The organism is Pseudomonas sp. Pseusp9 (assembly GCF_059491265.1).
The window spans coordinates 3,667,907-3,687,035 of record NZ_CP168500.1; the positions used below are offsets into that span (position 1 = coordinate 3,667,907).

18 protein-coding genes are annotated in these 19,129 nt (G+C 61.4%); 9 read left to right on the forward strand and 9 right to left on the reverse strand.

The genetic code is table 11. The features are described from left to right. Window positions 1-140: 140 nt before the first annotated feature. The 6 genes from ACEN8E_RS16365 to fabI are packed head-to-tail and all read left to right on the forward strand — an operon-like array spanning window position 141 to window position 8,324. Window positions 141-1,961 carry an extracellular solute-binding protein gene (locus ACEN8E_RS16365; protein WP_495593339.1) on the forward strand — a complete coding sequence of 607 codons (1,821 nt, stop codon included), beginning with the start codon at window positions 141-143 and terminating at the stop codon, window positions 1,959-1,961. Then, complete coding sequence (locus tag ACEN8E_RS16370) at window positions 1,958-3,799, forward strand: extracellular solute-binding protein (protein WP_495588988.1); 1,842 nt, start codon at window positions 1,958-1,960, stop codon at window positions 3,797-3,799. Before ACEN8E_RS16365 ends, ACEN8E_RS16370 begins: the two co-directional genes overlap by 4 nt. A 4-nt stretch (window positions 3,800-3,803) precedes the next feature. Further along, a complete protein-coding gene (locus tag ACEN8E_RS16375; protein ID WP_495588989.1) occupies window positions 3,804-4,877 on the forward strand; it encodes a microcin C ABC transporter permease YejB in 1,074 nt (357 codons plus the stop codon). A gap of 1 nt (window position 4,878) precedes the next feature. Continuing rightward, window positions 4,879-5,898 carry an ABC transporter permease gene (locus ACEN8E_RS16380; RefSeq protein ID WP_495588990.1) on the forward strand — a complete coding sequence of 340 codons (1,020 nt, stop codon included), beginning with the start codon at window positions 4,879-4,881 and terminating at the stop codon, window positions 5,896-5,898. A 1-nt stretch (window position 5,899) separates the two neighbouring features. After that, the gene (locus ACEN8E_RS16385; protein ID WP_495588991.1) at window positions 5,900-7,510 is read left to right on the forward strand and encodes an ABC transporter ATP-binding protein; all 1,611 of its coding nucleotides are present in this window, start codon (window positions 5,900-5,902) and stop codon (window positions 7,508-7,510) included. Between the two features lie 19 nt (window positions 7,511-7,529). Beyond that, on the forward strand, window positions 7,530-8,324 hold the full coding sequence (fabI, locus tag ACEN8E_RS16390) for an enoyl-ACP reductase FabI (RefSeq protein ID WP_057715039.1): 795 nt from the start codon (window positions 7,530-7,532) through the stop codon (window positions 8,322-8,324). 175 nt (window positions 8,325-8,499) lie between these two features. Here the strand turns inward: fabI and ACEN8E_RS16395 are convergent, their stop codons facing one another. Continuing rightward, the gene (locus tag ACEN8E_RS16395) at window positions 8,500-9,360 is read right to left on the reverse strand and encodes a LysR family transcriptional regulator (RefSeq protein ID WP_495588992.1); all 861 of its coding nucleotides are present in this window, start codon (window positions 9,358-9,360) and stop codon (window positions 8,500-8,502) included. A gap of 111 nt (window positions 9,361-9,471) precedes the next feature. On the opposite strand from ACEN8E_RS16395, the gene ACEN8E_RS16400 reads away from it, so the two are divergent. Continuing rightward, the gene (locus ACEN8E_RS16400; protein ID WP_495588993.1) at window positions 9,472-9,897 is read left to right on the forward strand and encodes a VOC family protein; all 426 of its coding nucleotides are present in this window, start codon (window positions 9,472-9,474) and stop codon (window positions 9,895-9,897) included. A 123-nt stretch (window positions 9,898-10,020) separates the two neighbouring features. On the opposite strand, the gene ACEN8E_RS16405 is transcribed toward ACEN8E_RS16400, so the two are convergent. The 6 genes from ACEN8E_RS16405 to ACEN8E_RS16430 all read right to left on the reverse strand — a co-directional run bounded on the left by ACEN8E_RS16405 (window position 10,021) and on the right by ACEN8E_RS16430 (window position 15,466). Then, window positions 10,021-10,602: a GGDEF domain-containing protein gene (locus ACEN8E_RS16405; RefSeq protein ID WP_495588994.1), complete on the reverse strand. Its 582-nt coding sequence runs from the start codon at window positions 10,600-10,602 to the stop codon at window positions 10,021-10,023. A 74-nt stretch (window positions 10,603-10,676) separates the two neighbouring features. Continuing rightward, window positions 10,677-11,258, reverse strand: a complete 582-nt coding sequence (locus tag ACEN8E_RS16410; protein ID WP_495588995.1) for a hypothetical protein — start codon at window positions 11,256-11,258, stop codon at window positions 10,677-10,679. Window position 11,259: 1 nt separating this feature from the next. Further along, on the reverse strand, window positions 11,260-13,428 hold the full coding sequence (locus ACEN8E_RS16415; RefSeq protein WP_495588996.1) for a xanthine dehydrogenase family protein molybdopterin-binding subunit: 2,169 nt from the start codon (window positions 13,426-13,428) through the stop codon (window positions 11,260-11,262). A gap of 7 nt (window positions 13,429-13,435) precedes the next feature. After that, complete coding sequence (locus ACEN8E_RS16420; protein WP_495588997.1) at window positions 13,436-13,891, reverse strand: (2Fe-2S)-binding protein; 456 nt, start codon at window positions 13,889-13,891, stop codon at window positions 13,436-13,438. Between the two features lie 172 nt (window positions 13,892-14,063). After that, the gene (locus tag ACEN8E_RS16425; RefSeq protein ID WP_495588998.1) at window positions 14,064-15,218 is read right to left on the reverse strand and encodes an NnrS family protein; all 1,155 of its coding nucleotides are present in this window, start codon (window positions 15,216-15,218) and stop codon (window positions 14,064-14,066) included. Then, complete coding sequence (locus ACEN8E_RS16430) at window positions 15,218-15,466, reverse strand: transmembrane sensor/regulator PpyR (protein WP_495588999.1); 249 nt, start codon at window positions 15,464-15,466, stop codon at window positions 15,218-15,220. The genes ACEN8E_RS16425 and ACEN8E_RS16430 overlap by 1 nt, the downstream gene beginning before the upstream one ends. 266 nt (window positions 15,467-15,732) lie before the next feature. Here ACEN8E_RS16430 and ACEN8E_RS16435 point away from each other — a divergent pair, with 266 nt between their 5' ends. Beyond that, complete coding sequence (locus ACEN8E_RS16435) at window positions 15,733-16,236, forward strand: VOC family protein (RefSeq protein WP_495589000.1); 504 nt, start codon at window positions 15,733-15,735, stop codon at window positions 16,234-16,236. Window positions 16,237-16,269: 33 nt separating this feature from the next. After that, complete coding sequence (locus ACEN8E_RS16440; protein WP_495589001.1) at window positions 16,270-17,103, forward strand: AraC family ligand binding domain-containing protein; 834 nt, start codon at window positions 16,270-16,272, stop codon at window positions 17,101-17,103. Between the two features lie 7 nt (window positions 17,104-17,110). Here ACEN8E_RS16440 and ACEN8E_RS16445 read toward each other — a convergent pair whose 3' ends face one another. Both ACEN8E_RS16445 and ACEN8E_RS16450 read right to left on the reverse strand, forming a co-directional pair. After that, the gene (locus tag ACEN8E_RS16445) at window positions 17,111-17,698 is read right to left on the reverse strand and encodes a LysE family translocator (protein WP_495589002.1); all 588 of its coding nucleotides are present in this window, start codon (window positions 17,696-17,698) and stop codon (window positions 17,111-17,113) included. Window positions 17,699-17,789: 91 nt separating this feature from the next. Next, window positions 17,790-19,121, reverse strand: coding sequence for an aminotransferase-like domain-containing protein (locus tag ACEN8E_RS16450; protein ID WP_495589003.1), 1,332 nt, complete (start codon window positions 19,119-19,121; stop codon window positions 17,790-17,792). Window positions 19,122-19,129: the final 8 nt, after the last annotated feature.

Consider the following 19,129-nt stretch of genomic DNA (forward strand, 5'->3'; position numbering starts at 1 on the left):
TGTGCCAGTGCAAAAAAAATAATTGCCGCCGGCCGATATTACGCATTTAACCCCCGTCTTTTTCCTGTCCATACAAGCTGTTACTGTACGATCCATAATGCCCAAGCCGCCTGGATCGGACCCCCTATTTGAAGCGTCCCCTGCCACTGCTACTGATCAGCCTGGCCTTGAGTTCCACCGCAAGCGCGACGATCAGCGAAAGCCATGGTTATGCGCAGTTCGGCACGCTCAAGTATCCGGCCCGATTTACCCACTTCGACTGGGTCAACCCGCAAGCGCCCAAGGGCGGTACGTTGCGGGTGATGGCGTTTGGCACCTTCGATACGCTCAACCCGTACACCTTCAAGGGCACCAGCCCGGTCACCACACCGAACTTTCTGCAGTACGGCATCAACGAGCTCAACGAGCCGCTGATGGTCGGCACCGGGCAGTACGCGCCTTCGGGTGACGAGCCCGCGTCCAGCTATGGCCTGATTGCCCAGTCGGTGGAGTACAGCGAGGACCGCAGCTGGGTGGTGTTCAACCTGCGTCCCGAAGCACGCTTCCATGACGGTACGCCGATCACCGCCTACGACGTCGCGTTCTCCTATCGCCTGCTGCTCAAGGAAGGCCATCCGCTGTACCGCACCAGCCTTCAGGAAGTGCAGCGGGTCGACATCCTCAACCCGCAGCGGGTCCGTTTCGTGTTCAAGCGTGCCGGCAATCCGCTGCTGATCCTGCGCCTGGGGGAAATGCCGGTACTGGCGCAGCACTACTGGAAAGGTCGCGATTTCAAGGCCACCACCTTCGACCCGCCACTGGGCAGCGGACCCTATCGCATCACGTCAGTCACACCAGGGCGACAGATCGTCTTCGAACGGGTCAAGGATTACTGGGGCAAGGACCTGCCGGTCAATCGCGGCAAGTACAACTTCGACCGCATGGAAGTCGAGTTCTACCGCGACAGCGACGTGGCGTTCGAGGCTTTCAAGGCCGGTGAATTCGACATCTATATCGAGCATCAGGCGAAGAACTGGGACACCGGCTACAACTTTCCCGCCATACGCCGCGGCGACGTGATCAAGGCACAGATTCCCCACCAGATCCCGACCCAGACCCAGGGCCTGTTCATGAACAGCCGTCGCCCGACATTCTCGGACGCCAAGGTCCGTGAAGCGCTGGGGCTGATGTTCAATTTCGAATGGACCAACCGCACACTGTTCGGCGGTGCCTACCAACGCGCCATGAGCTACTACCCCAACAGTGAATTCTCGGCCGGCGGTTTACCGGTCGGGCATGAATGGCTGTTGCTCAAGCCCTATCGTGAACAACTGCCGGCCAGGCTTTTTAGCGAACCGTTCAGCCTGCCGCAGACCGATGGACGCGCCATCCCCAGGGAGACCTTGCGCAAAGCCCTCGGCCTGCTTGCCGAAGCCGGCTGGAAGCTCAATGGCCAGCGCCTGCAGAACACCGCCGGGCAACCCTTGCGGCTGGAACTGCTGCTGGTCAACCCGAACCTGGAACGCATTCTCCAGCCTTATGTCGAGAACCTCGCCAGCATCGGCATCGATGCGCAATTACGCACGGTCGATCGCGCGCAATACAAACAGCGCCTCGACCAATTCGATTTCGACATGATTCTGATGACCCTCAACCAGACCCTCAGCCCGGGCCTGGAGCAGTGGCAGTACTTTCACTCCAGCCAGGCCGGGGTCAAGGGCAGCAAGAACTACGCCGGCATCGCCAACCCGGTGGTCGACCATTTGCTCGAACAGTTGCTGGCCGCCCGGACCCGCGACGAGCAAGTCGCCGCCGGCAAGGCCCTCGATCGCGTGCTGCTGTGGCAGCACTACATCGTTCCCAACTGGTACCTCAATAATCACCGCCTGGCGTACCGCAACCGGCTCGCCTTCGTCACCACGCCGCCCTATACCCTGGGCCTGAACGCGTGGTGGCTGAAATCTTCGGAGAAAGATCAATGAAGCCCATCCGCACCCTGCTCTTGCAGGCCAGCGGCCTGTTGTTTGCCGGGCTGGCCTGCGCCGCCCCGCAACACGCAGTGACCCTGTACAACGAGCCGCCGAAATACCCGGCCGATTTCAAACACTTCGACTACGTCAATCCGGACGCGCCCAAGGGCGGGATATTCCGTCAGGCCGGTTTCGGCGGCTTCGACAGCCTCAACCCATTCATCAGCAAAGGCGTGCCGGCGGACGACATCGGCATGATCTACGACACCCTGGCCAAGCAAGGCCTGGACGAACCGTTCACCGAGTACGGCCTGATTGCCCGACTGATCGAAAAAGCCCCGGACAACGCTTGGGTGCGCTTCTACCTGCGCCCCGAAGCACGCTTCCATGACGGTCATCCGGTACGCGCCGAAGACGTGGTGTTCAGCTTCCAGATGCTGACCAAGGACGGTGCCCCGATGTACCGCGGCTACTACAACGACGTGGCGGAAGTGGTCGCCGAAGACCCGCTCACCGTACTGTTCAAGTTCAAGCACACCAACAACCGCGAGCTGCCGCTGATCCTTGGCCAACTGCCGGTGCTGCCCAAACATTGGTGGGCCGACCGCGACTTCAACAAGGGCAACCTGGAAATTCCGCTGGGTAGCGGCCCGTACAAGGTCAGCGAAGTGAAGGCCGGGCGCTCGGTACGCTATGAGCGCGTCAAGGATTACTGGGGCAAGGACCTGCCGGTCAATCGGGGTTTCTATAACTTCGATGTGATGACCACCGATTACTACCGCGACAACACCGTGGCCCTGGAAGCCTTGAAGGCCGGACAGTTCGACTACTGGCTGGAAATGACTGCGAAAAACTGGGCCAACGCCTACAACACGCCAGCGGTCACCGAAGGCCGGCTGGTCAAGGAACAGATTCCCAACGGCAATCCAACCGGCATGCAAGGGTTCGTGTTCAATTTGCGCCGCCCGGTGTTCCAGGATGTGCGCGTGCGCCAGGCCTTGTCGCTTTTGCTGGACTTCGAATGGACCAACAAGCAGCTGTTCAACAGCGCCTATGCGCGTACCCGCAGCTACTTCGAGAACTCGGAAATGGCCGCCACCGGTCTGCCGGATGCCGATCAGGTGGCGATCCTCGACCCGTTGCGCAGCAAGCTGCCACCGCAAGTATTCAGCGAAGCGTTCCAGAACCCGACCACCGACGGCAGCGGCATGATTCGCACCCAGCAGCGCGAAGCCTATCAACTGCTGCAGGAAGCCGGCTGGCGCATCGTCGATGACAAGATGGTCGACGCCACCGGCAAACCGGTGGTCATCGAGTTCCTGCTGGCCCAAACTGAATTCGAACGGGTGTTGCTGCCGTTCAAACGCAACCTGAGCGACCTGGGGATCGATCTGGTGATTCGCCGGGTCGACGTCTCGCAATACATCAACCGCGTACGCTCCCGAGACTTCGACATGATTGTCGGCAGCTTCCCGCAGTCCAACTCGCCGGGGAACGAACAACGGGAATTCTGGATGTCGGCCGCCGCCGACAAACCCGGCAGCCGCAACTCCATGGGCCTGAAAGACCCGGTGGTCGATCAACTGGTCGAGCAACTGATCAACGCCGATTCGCGCAAGAGCCTGGTGGCCCATGCCCGCGCGCTGGACCGCGTTCTGCAATGGGGCTATTACGTAATACCCAACTGGCACATCAAGACCTGGCGCGTGGCGTACTGGAACCATATCGGCCACCCGAAGGTCTCGCCTAAATACGACATCGGCACGGCCACCTGGTGGGTCAAGCCTGATATCAAGCCTGCGATAGAAGTCGAAACCACACTGCAGGCCGAACCTGCGGGCACGGAGTAATCAGATGCTGGCGTACATTTTTCGGCGACTGCTGCTGATCATCCCGACCCTGTTCGGCATCTTGCTGATCAACTTCGTGATCATCCAGGCCGCTCCGGGCGGGCCGGTGGAGCAGATGATCGCCAAGCTCGAAGGCTTTGAAGGGGCCACCAGCCGTATCGCCGGTGGCGGTGCCGAAGTGTCGGTGGCAGGCTCGGCCTATCGCGGCGCCCAGGGCCTGGACCCGGCGCTGGTCAAGGAAATCGAGCACATGTACGGCTTCGACAAATCGGCGCCGGAACGCCTGTGGATCATGGTCAAGAACTACGCGTCCCTGGATTTCGGCGACAGCTTCTTCCGCGACGCCAAGGTCATCGACCTGATCAAGGAAAAGATGCCGGTCTCGATCTCCCTCGGGCTGTGGAGCACGCTGATCATGTACCTGGTGTCGATCCCGCTGGGCATCGCCAAGGCGACCCGGCACGGCAGCCACTTCGACGTCTGGACCAGTTCGGCGATCATCGTCGGCTACGCGATCCCGGCGTTCCTGTTCGCCATCCTGTTGATCGTGGTATTTGCCGGCGGCAGTTACCTGGACTGGTTCCCCTTGCGCGGGCTGACCTCGAACAACTTCGATGAACTGAGCATGGGCGGCAAGATCCTCGACTACTTCTGGCACCTGGCGCTGCCGGTGACCGCGCTGGTCATCGGCAACTTCGCGACCATGACCCTGTTGACCAAGAACAGCTTCCTCGACGAAATCAACAAACAGTACGTGATCACCGCCAAGGCCAAGGGCCTGACCAACCACCGTGTGCTGTACGGCCACGTGTTCCGCAACGCCATGCTGCTGGTGATTGCCGGTTTCCCTTCAGCCTTGATCGGCATCTTCTTCACCGGCTCGTTGCTGGTGGAGGTGATCTTCTCCCTCGACGGCCTCGGCCTGATGAGTTTCGAATCGGCGATCAACCGCGATTACCCGGTGGTGTTCGGCACGCTGTTCATCTTCACCCTGCTTGGGCTGGTGGTGAAACTGATCGGCGACCTCACCTACACCCTTGTCGATCCGCGCATCGACTTCGAAAGCCGGGAGCATTGAGATGAACCTGTCCCCCCTCAATCGCCGGCGCTTCGAACTGTTCAGGGCCAACAGGCGTGGCTGGTGGTCGCTGTGGCTGTTCCTGATCCTGTTCGGCGCCAGCCTCGGCGCCGAGTTGATCGCCAACGACAAGCCACTGGCGGTGCATTACGACAACAACTGGTACTTCCCGGCGCTCAAGCGCTACCCGGAAACCACCTTCGGCGGCGAATTTCCGCTGGAAGCCAATTACAAGAGTCCGTACATCCGCGAACTGCTCAAGGCCAAGGACGCCTGGGTGCTGTGGGCGCCGATTCCCTACAGCTACCAGAGCATCAACTACGACCTGAAGGTACCAGCCCCGGCCCCACCGTCGACGGACAACCTGCTGGGCACCGACGATCAGGGCCGCGATGTGCTGGCCCGGGTGATCTACGGCTTCCGCATTTCGGTACTGTTCGCCCTGACCCTGACCGTGCTCAGCTCGATCATCGGCGTGATCGCCGGGGCCTTGCAGGGTTTCTACGGCGGCTGGGTGGATCTGGCCGGGCAGCGCTTCCTGGAGATCTGGTCAGGGCTGCCGGTGTTGTACCTGCTGATCATCCTCGCCAGTTTCGTGCAGCCCAACTTCTGGTGGCTGCTGGGGATCATGCTGCTGTTCTCGTGGATGAGCCTGGTGGACGTGGTGCGCGCCGAGTTCCTGCGCGGGCGCAACCTGGAATACGTACGCGCCGCCCGCGCCCTGGGCATGCAGAATGGCGCGATCATGTTCCGCCACATTCTGCCCAACGCGATGGTCTCGACCATGACCTTCATGCCGTTCATCCTCACCGGCGCCATCGGCACATTGACCGCCCTGGACTTCCTCGGCTTCGGCCTGCCGGCGGGCAGCCCTTCGCTGGGGGAACTGGTGGCCCAGGGCAAATCCAACCTGCAGGCGCCGTGGCTGGGCATCAGCGCCTTTGCGGTGCTGGCCTTGATGTTGAGTTTGCTGGTGTTCATCGGCGAGTCCGCTCGCGATGCCTTCGACCCGAGGAAGTGAGATGAATCAGGACAATCTGATCGAAGTGCGCGACCTGTCCGTCGACTTTGTCGTCGGCAATCGCTGCCAGCGGGCCGTCGAAGGCGTCAGCTTCGACATCAAGCGCGGCGAAACCCTGGCCCTGGTCGGCGAGAGCGGTTCCGGCAAATCGGTCACCGCACACTCGATCCTGCGCCTGCTGCCCTACCCGCTCGCCCGGCATCCGTCCGGAACCATCGCCTATTCCGGGCAGAACCTGCTGAACCTGAAAGAAAAAACCATTCGCCACATTCGCGGCAACCGCATCGCGATGATCTTCCAGGAGCCGATGACCTCGCTCAATCCCCTGCACTCGATTCAAAAGCAGATCAACGAGGTACTGGGCATCCACAAGGGGCTGACCGGCAAGGTCGCGACCAAACGTACGCTGGAATTGCTGGAGATGGTCGGCATCCCCGAGCCGCACACGCGCCTCAAGGCCCTGCCCCACGAATTGTCCGGCGGCCAGCGTCAGCGGGTGATGATCGCCATGGCCTTGGCCAACGAGCCGGAACTGCTGATCGCCGACGAGCCGACCACTGCACTGGACGTGACCGTTCAGCTGAAAATCCTCGAATTGCTCAAGGAATTGCAGACCCGATTGGGCATGGCCCTGCTGCTGATCAGCCATGATTTGAACCTTGTACGAAGAATTGCGCATCGCGTATGTGTCATGCAGCAAGGTTGCATCGTCGAACAGGCATCGTGCGAAGAGTTGTTCCGCGCGCCGCAGCATCCGTACACTCGGGAACTGCTGGCAGCGGAGCCCGGCGGCAAGCCTGCAAGCAACGTGATCGGCCCGCCCTTGCTGGCGGTCGAGGACCTGAAAGTCTGGTTTCCGATCAAGAAAGGCTTGCTCAAGCGCACGGTGGATTACATCAAGGCGGTCGACGGCATCAATTTCAGCCTGCCCCAGGGCCAGACCCTGGGGATCGTGGGTGAAAGCGGTTCCGGCAAATCGACGCTGGGCCTGGCGATTTTGCGGTTGATCGCCAGCAAAGGCGCCATTCGCTTTGAAGGCCAGCCGCTAGACTGCCTGACGCAGCAACAGGTCCGGCCGCTGCGGCGGGAGATGCAAGTGGTGTTTCAGGACCCGTTCGGCAGCCTGAGCCCACGGATGTGCGTGAATGACATCGTTGGCGAAGGCTTGCGGATCCACAAGATGGGCACAGAGGCAGAACAGGAACAAGCGATCATTGCAGCACTGAAGGAGGTAGGTCTGGATCCGGAAACCCGGCACCGCTACCCCCACGAATTTTCCGGCGGGCAACGGCAGAGAATCGCCATTGCCCGGGCATTGGTGTTAAAACCGGCGTTGATTTTGCTGGACGAGCCGACTTCGGCCCTCGACCGCACGGTACAACGCCAGGTAGTGGAGCTTTTGCGTTCGCTGCAAACCAAGTACAACCTGACGTATCTGTTTATCAGCCATGACCTGGCTGTGGTGAAAGCGCTGAGCCACCAGTTGATGGTGGTCAAGCATGGCCAAGTGGTCGAACAGGGAGACGCGCAAAGCATTTTTGCCGCCCCCAAACATCCGTATACACAGCAGTTGCTGGAAGCCGCTTTTTTGGCTCCGGCCACTGCGCAATAACCTGAAAGAGGAGCAACACATGGGTTTTCTCGCCGGTAAGCGCGTACTGATCGTCGGTGTCGCCAGCAAGCTGTCCATCGCATCCGGCATTGCTGCCGCCATGCATCGCGAGGGCGCTGAGCTTGCCTTCACTTATCAGAACGACAAACTCAAGGGTCGTGTCGAAGAATTCGCACAAGGCTGGGGTTCGAGCCCTGAGCTGTGCTTCCCGTGCGACGTGGCCAGCGATGAAGAAATCGCCAAGGTCTTCGAAGAACTGAGCAAGAAGTGGGATGGCCTGGACTGCATCGTGCACTCCGTCGGCTTCGCACCGGGCGACCAACTGGACGGCGACTTCACCGAAGCCACCACCCGTGAAGGTTTCCGCATCTCTCACGACATCAGCGCCTACAGCTTCGTGGCCCTGGCCAAGGCTGGCCGTGAAATGATGAAAGGCCGCAACGGCAGCCTGCTGACCCTGTCGTACCTGGGCGCCGAGCGCACCATGCCGAACTACAACGTAATGGGCATGGCCAAGGCCTCCCTGGAAGCCGGCGTACGCTACCTGGCCGGCTCCCTGGGCCCGGACGGTACTCGCGTCAACTGTGTATCGGCTGGCCCGATCCGCACCCTCGCCGCTTCCGGCATCAAGAACTTCCGCAAGATGCTGGCCGCCAACGAAGCGCAAACGCCGCTGCGCCGCAACGTCACCATCGAAGAAGTCGGCAACGCCGGCGCCTTCCTGTGCTCGGACCTGGCGTCCGGCATCAGCGGTGAAATCATGTACGTGGACGGTGGCTTCAACACCACGGCCATGGGCAGCATCGAAGAGTAATCTTCGCCCAGCCAGAAAACCCGCCTCGTCTGGCGGGTTTTTTATGCCTGCGATTTCCCGCGCGACACCGCCCCCCCCCCTTTGTGGGAGCGAGCCTGCTCGCGAAGGCAGTGTGTCAGCCAACTTCAATATCGAATATCGGTACGCCTTCGCGAGCAGGCTCGCTCCCACAGGGTTATTCGGTGTTCAGGCATTTGGCGAACAACTGCTGAATCGGCTGCTTTCGCTGGCTATAGCGCTGCAACAGCACGATCTCGCGGTAGAAGGTCAACTCGCCCAACCGAATCACCCTGACCTTCGCCCCATGCTCCAGCCACAGCCCCGCCTCCGGCAACAACGAAATCCCCAACCCACACTCGACCATTTTGACAATGGCCTCCAGTTCATCCAGCTCCAGCGCCACGTGCACTTCGATCCGTTGCTCTCGCAGAAAGCGCGTCACCTGCCGCCCGCCAAACGAATTGCGGTCATAGCGCACATGCGGGTGCTCGGCGAGCAGTTGCAGCGGATCATCACCCTCCAGGTCCGCCGGCACGATCAGCACAAACGGCTCCCGGCGAATCACCTGCGCGAACAACTCCTTGGGCAACTCGAACGGCGGCTTGATCAGGATCGCCAGATCCACTTCTCCCGTGTCCACCTGGCTCAGCAAGTTCAGTGATACACCGGGCACCAGCTTGGGTTCCAGCAAGGGTGCCTGCTGGCGCAATCGCAGCAGCGCCTGTGGCAGCAACCCGGTCTGCGCCGTCGCCACCGCACCGATTTTCAACTCGCCACGGTACTCACCGAGATCTTCACTGACGGCCATGCGGCTGAAGGTTTCGAGCATGTCCCTGGCCATCGGCAATGCTCGCTGTCCCGCCGCATTGAGCACTGCCTGGCGTCCGGTGCGATCAAATAATCGAACGCCAAGGGCCCGTTCCAGGTTGCGAATCTGCGCGCTGACCGCCGATTGCGTCAGGCCGATGTGCATGCCAGCCGCGGCAAAGGTGCCGTGACGCGCCACGGCGACAAAGGTTTTCAGCTCTCGCAGCATAGCGGCCTCGATTGATCGAAATAATTTGAGCTCGACGCAAAAATTATCGTCTTTCAATCAAAAAACACAGGGCTAAACTCAACACACGCCCCCACCTTCGAGGTACGACTGATGCAACTGTCTCCTTTTCACCTGGCCATTCCTGTCTACGACTTGTCTGCCGCCCGGCGCTTTTACGGCGAGGTGTTTGGCCTGGAGGAAGGTCGGTCAAGCGATCACTGGGTGGATTTCAACTTCTTCGGTCATCAACTGGTGATTCACCTGGCGCCGAAAAGCCCTGCGCAGGAAGCTGCGCACACCAATGCCGTTGATGGTCACGATGTACCGGTGCCGCACTTTGGCGTGGTGCTCGGCATGGCGGAGTGGGAGGCGCTGGCCGAGCGGCTGAAGTCGCTGGGGACTCGCTTCGTGATCGAGCCGGGGATTCGTTTTCAGGGGCTGGTGGGGGAACAGGCGACGATGTTTCTGTTTGATCCTTGCGGAAATGCGCTGGAGTTCAAGGCGTTCAAGGATATCGGGCAGTTGTTTGCCAAATGAAAGTATGTAGCGCCTGTCAGGGCCTCTTCGCGAGCAGGCTCGCTCCCACACTGACCACTGTTGTTCACACCCACCTGTGGGAGCGAGCCTGCTCGCGAAGAGGCCCGCCAATACACCACAGCACTAGCGGCTCATCACACTCTCGGCCTCACTCAGCAGTTCCTCGATTGACTCGTGAACCTCAGGGTCATACTCGACCTGGACAACGCGGAACCGAATGTCATAACTGCGATGCGCCGTGGCGTTGCGTTCGTCGAGTATCTCATCGAGTCGCGCCTTGATCGCTGCAATCTCCACGACACTGGAACCGGTCAGCAGCGCTGCGAACCGGTCGCCTTCGAGCCGTCCGACCACATCGTTTTCACGAAAGCCGATGCGCAGGACATCGGCGAATGTCTTGAGCGCGTCATCACCTTTGGCCCGACCATACAGATAGCAAATGTGTTTGAATTCATCGAGAGTGAAGTACAGCAGCGTCGCCGACGTCTGCAGTTCCCGGCAAGCGTCCAGCCCGAGTCGGGCCAGTTCGCTGAAGCCATGACGATTGGATAACAGTGTCAACTCATCCATGCTCGCCATTTGCACGCCCGCCAACGATCGCTCGGCCTGGCGCGCCAGATCGCGCAGCCGTTCACGTTCTTGCTGTGGCGTGAGCAACGAGTTGGCGGACCGACCCGATTTGCCCGTTTTGCCTGAGATCAACATCGTTCACTCCTTTGGCAGGTATGCACGTTAGAGTCGCCCATGCCCGCGTTGACTCCCTGTTGATGTGCCGTTGGTCAGCTACCCGAGACCGGGCACGGCCCTCCTGCATCGGCCCAGCGCTTGAACCGGGTGACGAAGACATCATGGGGCACCGGCACCGGCGCGCGATTGCCGCCAGGATTCCAGCCCCATAACACCAATTTGTCGTCGCTGACGTGTTTGATCAGCGCAGCGAAATCCCGGTCGCCGTTGCTCGAGCGATCCTTGATCATCGCGCATAGCCGGTCGGCCGGCAGACCGATCCAGGCCATCCGCTGCGCTGCCGGCGGCAGGCTCCAGTGTGGCGCTCCGGGCGGCGCGTGAGGTCCATAACTGGCCGGCGGATTGCTTTGCGCATGGCAGGTTGCACAGGGCAACCCGGCCGAGCCCTTGCCGTCCATGCCTCGCACGACATTCATCGCGTGCGGCACCCCGGCATCGAATTGCAGCGGCGAATCGCCGGGAATGTGGCAGTTCTGGCAACGGGGGCTCTGGAAAACCTTCTGCACGGTGTCGAACGCTTGCAAGGCCTCGCTGTCATCGGCCAACACGTGCGATGCGTAGGCTACGAGGCAGATCAGGATCACCGCCCCAAGCAACCAGTGATGTCGCTTCATCTCACACCCCCGACAGCTGCAACGGCAGCTCCCGCAGGCGCTGCCCGGTCAGGGCAAACACCGCGTTGGCCACTGCCGGTGCCGTGGGCGGCACACCGGCTTCGCCGATGCCGCCGGGCTTGTCGCTGCTGGGCACGATATGCACTTCGACCACGGGCATTTCGTTGAGCCGCAGCACCTGATAATCGTGGTAGTTGGACTGCACCACCTGCCCGTCCTTGAGGGTCAGCTTACTGTGCAAGGTGAAACCCAGGCCAAAGGTAATGCACGACTCCATCTGCGCGGCGATGCTCTGCGGGTTGACCGCGATGCCGCAGTCCACCGCACACACTACCCGGTGCACGCGGATGGCGAGGTTGTCCTGGGACACTTCGGCCACCTGAGCGACGTAACTGCCGAACGACTCGTGCACCGCCACGCCCAGGGCATGGCCCTCCGGCAGCGGCGCCTTCCAGTTGGCTTTCTCCACTGCAAGGTTCAGCACACCGAGGTGACGCGGATGATCCTTGAGCAAGGTGCGCCGATACTCCACCGGATCCTTGCGCGCTGCAGTGGCCAGTTCATCGATCAGCGATTCCATGACAAATGCGGTGTGGGTGTGCCCCACCGAACGCAACCACAACACACTGATCCCGGTCTGCGGTGAATGCAGTTCGATCTGGTGATTGGCCAGCCCCAGGAGGTAGGGACTGTCGGCCACGCCTTCGACGGAAGTCTTGTCGATCCCGTCCTTGACCATGCTTGCTTCAAGCGAGGTGCCGGCCATGATCGACTGCCCGACCATCACATGCTTCCAGGCCAGCGGCAGGCCGTCGGCATCCAGCCCGATGCGCGCATGGTGCAGGAACGCCGAGCGGTAATAGCCACCACGGATGTCATCCTCCCGCGCCCACACGGTTTTCACCGGTGCACCTGCGGCCTTGGCGACATACACCGCTTCGCTGACGAAATCCGACGTCGGATTGGCGCGACGCCCGAAACCGCCACCCAGAAACTCGGTATGGATCTCGACCTGCTCGGGCTTGAGCCCGGTGATTTTCCCGGCGACCATCTGGTCCAGGGTCTGAAACTGGGTGCCGGTCCAGATTTCACACTTGTCCTTGGTGATGCGCACCGTGCAGTTCAGCGGCTCCATCGGCGCGTGGGCCAGATAAGGCACGCTGTACTCAGCGTCGATGGTCTTCGCCGCTTTCGCCAGCGCAGTCTGGGTATCGCCGGCCTGACCGGCATTCAGGCCTGGGGTGGTGGCGAGTTTGCGGAAATTTTCCAGCAGCGCCTGGCTATTGAGCCCGGCATTCGGCCCCGGGTTCCAGTCAATTTTCAGCGCATCGCGGCCCAGCTTCGCCGCCCAGTAATGATCGGCGATCACTGCGATGCCTGTCGGCACCTGTACCACTTTGTGTACACCCGGAATCGCCAGCGCGTCTGCGCCTTCAAAGGATTTGACGCTACCGCCGAAGGTGGGTGAGCGGGCGACCATCGCCGTCATCAACCCATCGAACTGCACATCCATGCCGAATTTTGCCCGACCGGTGATTTTCTCCGGCGTGTCCAGGCGCTTGGTGGGTTTGCCGATCAGCCGCCAGTCCTTGGCGTCCTTGAGTTTGATCGCGGCCGGATTCGGCCGAGGCAATTGGCCTGCGTCATCGGCCAGTTCGCCATACGTGGCGCGATGCTCGCCAGCGATGACCACACCCGACTCGGTTTGAACCGCGGACGGCGGAACATTGAAACGCTTGGCCGCCGCCTCGATCAGCATCAAGCGCGCCGCTGCGCCGGCTTGGCGATAGCGGTCGAACTCCATCCAGGTCGAGGTCGAACCACCGGTGATTTGCATCCCGCCAAACCCGGCCAAGCCGTAATCGGCAGCCGATGCCGGAGCATGCTCGACGCGGATTTTCGACCAGTCGGCGTCAAGTTCTTCGGCAATCAGCATGGTCAGGCCGGTCCAGATGCCCTGGCCCATTTCCGAGTGTCCCAGCAACACGGTGACGCTGTTGTCATTGCCAATGCGCAGGAAGGCGTTTGGCGCGAACACGTTGCCCTGGTTCTGCGCGCCCATGGCGAACCGGTGAGCGCCGGGAATGACAAACGCGACCACCAGCCCACCACCCAGCCACGCACTGCCCTTGAGAAAGCCACGGCGCGATAATCTGTTGATGCTGTTCATGGCAACCTCAACCCAGCTCGGCGGCGCGCTTGACCGCGGCGCGAATCCGCGGATAAGTGCCGCAGCGGCAGATATTGCCGGACAGTGCCTGATCGATGTCGTTGTCGGTCGGTTTCGGTATCTTCACCAGCAACGCTGCCGCCGACATGATCTGCCCGGACTGGCAGTAGCCGCACTGGACCACGTCAAGTTCCGCCCAGGCCTGTTGCACCGGGTGCGAACCGTCCGCGGACAGGCCTTCGATGGTGAGAATCCTTTGCCCTTGGGCCACAGCCGTGGCCGGTGTGATACAGGAACGTAGCGGCGCGCCGTCGACGTGCACGGTGCAGGCCCCGCATTGGGCGATGCCGCAACCGAATTTGGTGCCGGTGAGGTGGGCGACATCGCGCAAGACCCAGAGCAGCGGCATGTCGGCGGGGACATCCAGCTCCTGATCCTGGCCATTGATGTTCAGGGTCAGCATGGCGCAGTTCCTCAGACTCACGATGATCTGAAGGGGCGTCGCTGCAGTCTTGTACAACCTGCGCACGCCTCGGGCTATCCCTTCAGCTAAGCGCAAATTTGCCGGAAGACCGTGGCGCATCGACCACCGGTCATGAAAACGCCGCCTCGAAGGGCGGCCATGGAACCATTTGCTAGAGCCTCGGCCCCAACAAAATGCCTGTGTAGCGCCAGACAAAAACCGCAAAAGCGCCACACCACAACAGCGCCGACAACGCCAGGCCATACCCGGAAAAAGGCACCAGCCAGACTCGGCTCGCCCCCGCCAGCAACAACAGGACAAACCCCACAACGATCGCCCTCGACGGCTGCAACAATCGCCCGGTATGCCCCAGGCTGACCCGCGCGATCATTGCCAGGACCAACCCGCCGATACCGCCGACGGCCAGCGAATGGGTGGCCAGGCTTTGTTGCGGCATCACGCCCAGGTGCCACAGCGCCATGGCCAGCGTCGCCACCGCGAGCCAGGCATAAGCCAGGTACAACGACCACAGCAGCGGCACGCGCCACAGGCCGCGGTCATGCCAGCGCCACAGCCGCAGCAGATGCAAACCGCTGATCAACGCAAACAACACGGCCAGCCACACCCGTGGGACGTCGTTCAAACCGACGGCAAAAGACACCGCCGCCAGCATCGCGCTGACCAGCAACACCTTGCCCGGCAACGGGTGGGCCGCAGGCGTTGGCGGACGATTCAAGCCGCGCTGGATGAAGAACGGAATCACCCGCCCGCCGATCACGCTCATCAGCGCGCCCACCAGCCATAAAGCGGCCAACACGCCATGCCGTTGCAGATTGGCGTCATCCACGACAAACCCCAGCAACGTCAATGCCTGACACCCGGCCAGCAGCGACACCATCAACAGAATCGGATAATTCTCGCGCTTGCCCGCGGCCAGCAGATCGCGCCCCAACACCCACGCCAGCAGCGGCAGAAACGGCACTTGCAAAGCCAGCAGCAAGGGCGCCGGCATCGGCAGGAACCACGCCAGCCGCGCCAGCAGCCACACCAGCACCAGGCCGATCAGTGGCCAGCCCTTGAGCCCCGCTCGGCCGGTCCAGTTGGGCACCGCGGTCAGGAGGAACCCGGCAATGATGGCCGAGGCGAATCCGAAGGGCATCTCATGCCGATGCCAGGCGAGCATGCCGCCCACCGGTTGCGCACCGGGCAATCGCCCATACAGCCATAAGGCCCAGATCGCCACGGCGATAGCGGCGAACCCGGCACCGGCGAGAAAGAACGGCCGGAAGCCAAGGCTGAATACCGGTGCAACGGCAATCCGGCGCATCAAGCCACCACCCGGACCGGGTCTTGGCCCAGCCGATATTGGGAAAGCAGGCGCATGACATAGCCGATTTTCAACAGGGTCGGACCGACAATGGTCATGGCGTGCATGGCCACCAGTACGACGATCGACAGGTGACCGTTGTAAAGATAGGCACCGTAGATGCCGGCCAGCAGCATCGCCAGGCCAGCACCGAGCACACGGCTCGACAAATGAAGAACGTTCTGCGGGCTGCTGAAGAAGTTGAGCATCTTGCGTACTCCTGAAGGCGTTCAGTTGTACGTTTACCCGATCAAGTTCCGTGCCAGCGATTTACCCCTTCAGATCCAGGCACTTGTGCGAGCACGAGTCAAAAAGACTCATCACGAAAATAGTCAATTAGACTCCATAGAAAGTCATTCAGACTACGCACTTACAACCCTGCGGCAATTTTCTCGATCTACGGTGCGGTCAGACGTCCAGAGGCTGGCTACGCTGAAAGTCCGGGACATGCGCAATCTGCAGAGGAGTTGGCACCATGCTACGCGTACAAAAACTCACGCCTTGCCTGTGGTTCGACGATCAGGCTGAAGAGGCGGCGAAGTTCTATTGCTCGATCTTCGATCATTCGAAAATCACCGCCATCACCCATTACGGCCATGCCGGTTTCGAATTCCACGGTCGGCCCGAAGGTTCGGTCATGACCGTCAGCTTCGAGCTCGACGGGCAGAGCTTCACCGGCCTCAATGGCGGGCCGTTGTTCAAGTTCAGTGAAGCGGTTTCGTTTCAGGTCAATTGCCTGACCCAGGAAGAAGTCGACCATTACTGGGGCAACCTCTCGGCCGGTGGCGTTCCCGAGGCCCAGCAATGCGGTTGGCTCAAGGACAAGTTCGGGCTGTCGTGGCAGATCGTCCCCGTTGCGATGATGGACATGATCAAAGACCCCGACACGAAAAAATCGCAACGGGCCATGCAGGCGATGCTGCAGATGAAAAAACTCGATATCGCCGAACTGCAACGAGCCTTTGACGGTGAGAGCTAATACACTCGGGCGCTGACCTGCCGAGGAGTGAGCATGAAGCACGCCGTTGCCAAAAACGCCGACAAGGCCCCGCGCTTCTGGCGCGATGATGCACTGCCCTTCATCGAAGCCCGCTCCATCGCCGACGGGCGCGAAGTCTGCTACACCCGGCATGCCCACGAGCACTTTTCCATCGGGGCGATCACCGCCGGGCGCAGCACCTATATCCATGAGCAGTGCGCATTCGAGGTCAGCGCCGGCACGGTCGTACTGATGAACCCCGGCGACGTCCACGCCTGCAACCCGATCGAAGACCAACCCTGGTCGTACCTGATGCTGTACGTCGATACGCCGTGGCTGACCGATTTGCAGCACCAGCTGGGGTTCAGCGATAACACGGCGTTTCGCCGCTTTTCGCTGACCCATACGCGGGACGCCCACCTGTTTGCCGGCCTCGCGGGCTTGTATGAAGTGCTGGTCGACCCGCAACAGGATGTGTTGCGCAAACACAGCGTGGCGGTGGAGTTTTTCACTGATGTGCAGCAGCGTTTGAACCCGATCGACCCACCGCTACGCGAACCCAATTTCAAGCTGGAGCGTGCCGCCGAATACATTCGTGACCACTGCACCCAGACCCTCAAGCTCGAAGATATTTGCGAGGCGGCGCAACTGTCACCGTCCTACCTGATCCGCGCCTTCAAACAGCATTACGGCATGACGCCCCACGCCTTCCTGGTGAACCGGCGTATCCAGTTCGCCCAGGATCGATTGCGCAGCGGCAAGCTGATTGCAGACGTGGCGCTGGAAGCAGGGTTCGCCGATCAGGCGCATTTTCAACGGGCATTCAAACAGCACCTGGCGGCGACGCCGGGGCAGTATCGGGGGTGAATTGCCGTTACGGCAGCAGCAGATACACCGCGCTCACCACCAGCAGCACCGCCATGGCGCGATTGAACAGGCGCATGCCGGCCGGGTTATGCAAAAAACCGCGCAGAAACGTCCCGGCGTACGCCCAGCAACCGACCGACAGGTAGCAGATCACCAGATAAATCGCCGCGAATTGCCAAACCAGCCGCGCCTCGCCATCGGCGACAAACGCGCCCATACCGGCCACGCAGGCCAGCCAGGCCTTGGGGTTGAGCCATTGCATGATGGCGCCATACAGCATCGACGGGGCCTTTGCCGATTCACTGGCTTGCACCTGCCCATTGTCAGCCGCCAGCTTGAAGGCCATGTACAACAGAAAGGCTACGCCCGCCCATTGCACCACCTGCGTCAGCGCAGGCCACTGTTGCAGTAATTCATGCAGGCCCAGCCCCATCAGTACCAGCAGCAAGACAAACCCCAGCGTGGCGCCGGCCACGTGACGCTGACTGGCCCACAAGCCAAACCGCGCGCCGGAGCTCAACGCCACAATGTTGACCGGCCCCGGGGTGATGGACGCGACCAGCGCAAACGCTGCCATGGACATCATCAGACTCATTGCACACCTTCTTCCGTTGAATTGAACAAGGTCCTCAAGGTAAAGCGCCGACCGGCTCGCGTATTGAACAAAACTGCCCTGCCCGGCCGCGCTATGAGTAATAGCCGACGACGCTTTTCACTTTGTTCAAGGCAACGCGCAGAGAGTCCATGTCCACCGAGCCCAGCGCCAGGCGTATCGCGTGCGGTACATGGGCCGAAACCGCAAAGGGCTCGGCCGGCGACACCGACACCTGCTCGCGCATCAGCGCCATGGCGATCTGGTCCGCCCGGGCGTCTTCGGCCAAAGGCAGCCAGATGAAGTAGGAATTCGGGTGACTGATTGTCCTGAGCCCCGCCAGCACTTCACGGGCCAGGGCTTGCCGGGCCCGGGCGTCCGTCCGTTTGTGCGCTTCCAGCTGGCTGACGGTGCCGTCGTCGAGCCAGGCCGTGGCGATGGCGGTCATCACGCCCGGGGTGTTCCAGGTGGTCGCCATGATGGTGCGCTCGAAGGCGGCGACCCATTGCGCGGGTGCGGCCATGAAGCCAACGCGCAGCCCGGTGGCGACATTCTTCGACAGGCCGGACACGTACACCGTTCTCTCCGGCGCCAGCTCGGCCAGCGGCGGCGGTACGTTTTCGGCCAGGAACGCGTAGGCGGCGTCCTCGATGATCGTCAGGTCATGGCGGCGCGCTATCGCCACCAGTTGCTCGCGCTGATCGGCGCCCATCACCCAGCCCAGCGGGTTATGCAAGGTCGGCATCGAGTACAGGGCCCGTACCGACCGGCTGCGGCAGAGTTTTTCCAGGGCAGGCAGATCAGGCCCGGTTTCCGTGACCGGAATGGCCAAGACTTCCAAGTGCAGCGTTTCGGCCAGCGTCTTGAAACCGGGATAGGTCAATGCATCGGCGGCGATCACATCGCCGGGCTTGAGCAGCGTCATCATCGCCACCGCCAGACCATGCTGGGCGCCGCTTACGATCAATACCTGTTCCGCCGGCACGCTCAGCCCGCGTTCAAGCAGATGGCGCGCGACCGAGGCCCGCTCATGCAGGCGCCCCGCGTGGGGCTGATAGCGCAGCAGGGATTCCAGGTCACCGGACAACGCCAGCTGACGCAAGGCATTGCGCAACAGGTCGGCCTGGCCTGGCAATGACGGGTAGTTGAAATTCAGGTCGATCATCCCCGCCGCCACCACGTGCTGCGAAATGCCTTGGCCCGGTGGCAGCGAAGTCTCCCTGACAAAGGTTCCGCGTCCGGTTTCGCCACTGACCAGACCCATGCCCTCCAGCTCGGCATACACCCGGCTGGCGGTGACCAGTGCCAGGCCGTGCTCATTCGCCAGTTGCCGGTGAGTCGGCAAGCGCGTGCCAGGCGGTAAACGCCCGGCACGGATGTCAGCGGCAAAGGCATCCACCAGCGTTTTGTAGCGCGATCGAGGCATGTGGAGAT

What these genes read in the sequence shown, in the direction of transcription:
- ACEN8E_RS16370 (WP_495588988.1), top strand. Translation starts at nt 1,958, where the DNA reads ATGAAGCCCATCCGCACCCTGCTCTTGCAGGCCAGCGGCCTGTTGTTT.
- ACEN8E_RS16375 (WP_495588989.1), top strand. Translation starts at nt 3,804, where the DNA reads ATGCTGGCGTACATTTTTCGGCGACTGCTGCTGATCATCCCGACCCTG.
- ACEN8E_RS16380 (WP_495588990.1), top strand. Translation starts at nt 4,879, where the DNA reads ATGAACCTGTCCCCCCTCAATCGCCGGCGCTTCGAACTGTTCAGGGCC.
- ACEN8E_RS16385 (WP_495588991.1), top strand. Translation starts at nt 5,900, where the DNA reads ATGAATCAGGACAATCTGATCGAAGTGCGCGACCTGTCCGTCGACTTT.
- fabI (WP_057715039.1), top strand. Translation starts at nt 7,530, where the DNA reads ATGGGTTTTCTCGCCGGTAAGCGCGTACTGATCGTCGGTGTCGCCAGC.
- ACEN8E_RS16395 (WP_495588992.1), bottom strand. Translation starts at nt 9,360, where the DNA reads ATGCTGCGAGAGCTGAAAACCTTTGTCGCCGTGGCGCGTCACGGCACC.
- ACEN8E_RS16400 (WP_495588993.1), top strand. Translation starts at nt 9,472, where the DNA reads ATGCAACTGTCTCCTTTTCACCTGGCCATTCCTGTCTACGACTTGTCT.
- ACEN8E_RS16405 (WP_495588994.1), bottom strand. Translation starts at nt 10,602, where the DNA reads ATGTTGATCTCAGGCAAAACGGGCAAATCGGGTCGGTCCGCCAACTCG.
- ACEN8E_RS16410 (WP_495588995.1), bottom strand. Translation starts at nt 11,258, where the DNA reads ATGAAGCGACATCACTGGTTGCTTGGGGCGGTGATCCTGATCTGCCTC.
- ACEN8E_RS16415 (WP_495588996.1), bottom strand. Translation starts at nt 13,428, where the DNA reads ATGAACAGCATCAACAGATTATCGCGCCGTGGCTTTCTCAAGGGCAGT.
- ACEN8E_RS16420 (WP_495588997.1), bottom strand. Translation starts at nt 13,891, where the DNA reads ATGCTGACCCTGAACATCAATGGCCAGGATCAGGAGCTGGATGTCCCC.
- ACEN8E_RS16425 (WP_495588998.1), bottom strand. Translation starts at nt 15,218, where the DNA reads ATGCGCCGGATTGCCGTTGCACCGGTATTCAGCCTTGGCTTCCGGCCG.
- ACEN8E_RS16430 (WP_495588999.1), bottom strand. Translation starts at nt 15,466, where the DNA reads ATGCTCAACTTCTTCAGCAGCCCGCAGAACGTTCTTCATTTGTCGAGC.
- ACEN8E_RS16435 (WP_495589000.1), top strand. Translation starts at nt 15,733, where the DNA reads ATGCTACGCGTACAAAAACTCACGCCTTGCCTGTGGTTCGACGATCAG.
- ACEN8E_RS16440 (WP_495589001.1), top strand. Translation starts at nt 16,270, where the DNA reads ATGAAGCACGCCGTTGCCAAAAACGCCGACAAGGCCCCGCGCTTCTGG.
- ACEN8E_RS16445 (WP_495589002.1), bottom strand. Translation starts at nt 17,698, where the DNA reads ATGAGTCTGATGATGTCCATGGCAGCGTTTGCGCTGGTCGCGTCCATC.
- ACEN8E_RS16450 (WP_495589003.1), bottom strand. Translation starts at nt 19,121, where the DNA reads ATGCCTCGATCGCGCTACAAAACGCTGGTGGATGCCTTTGCCGCTGAC.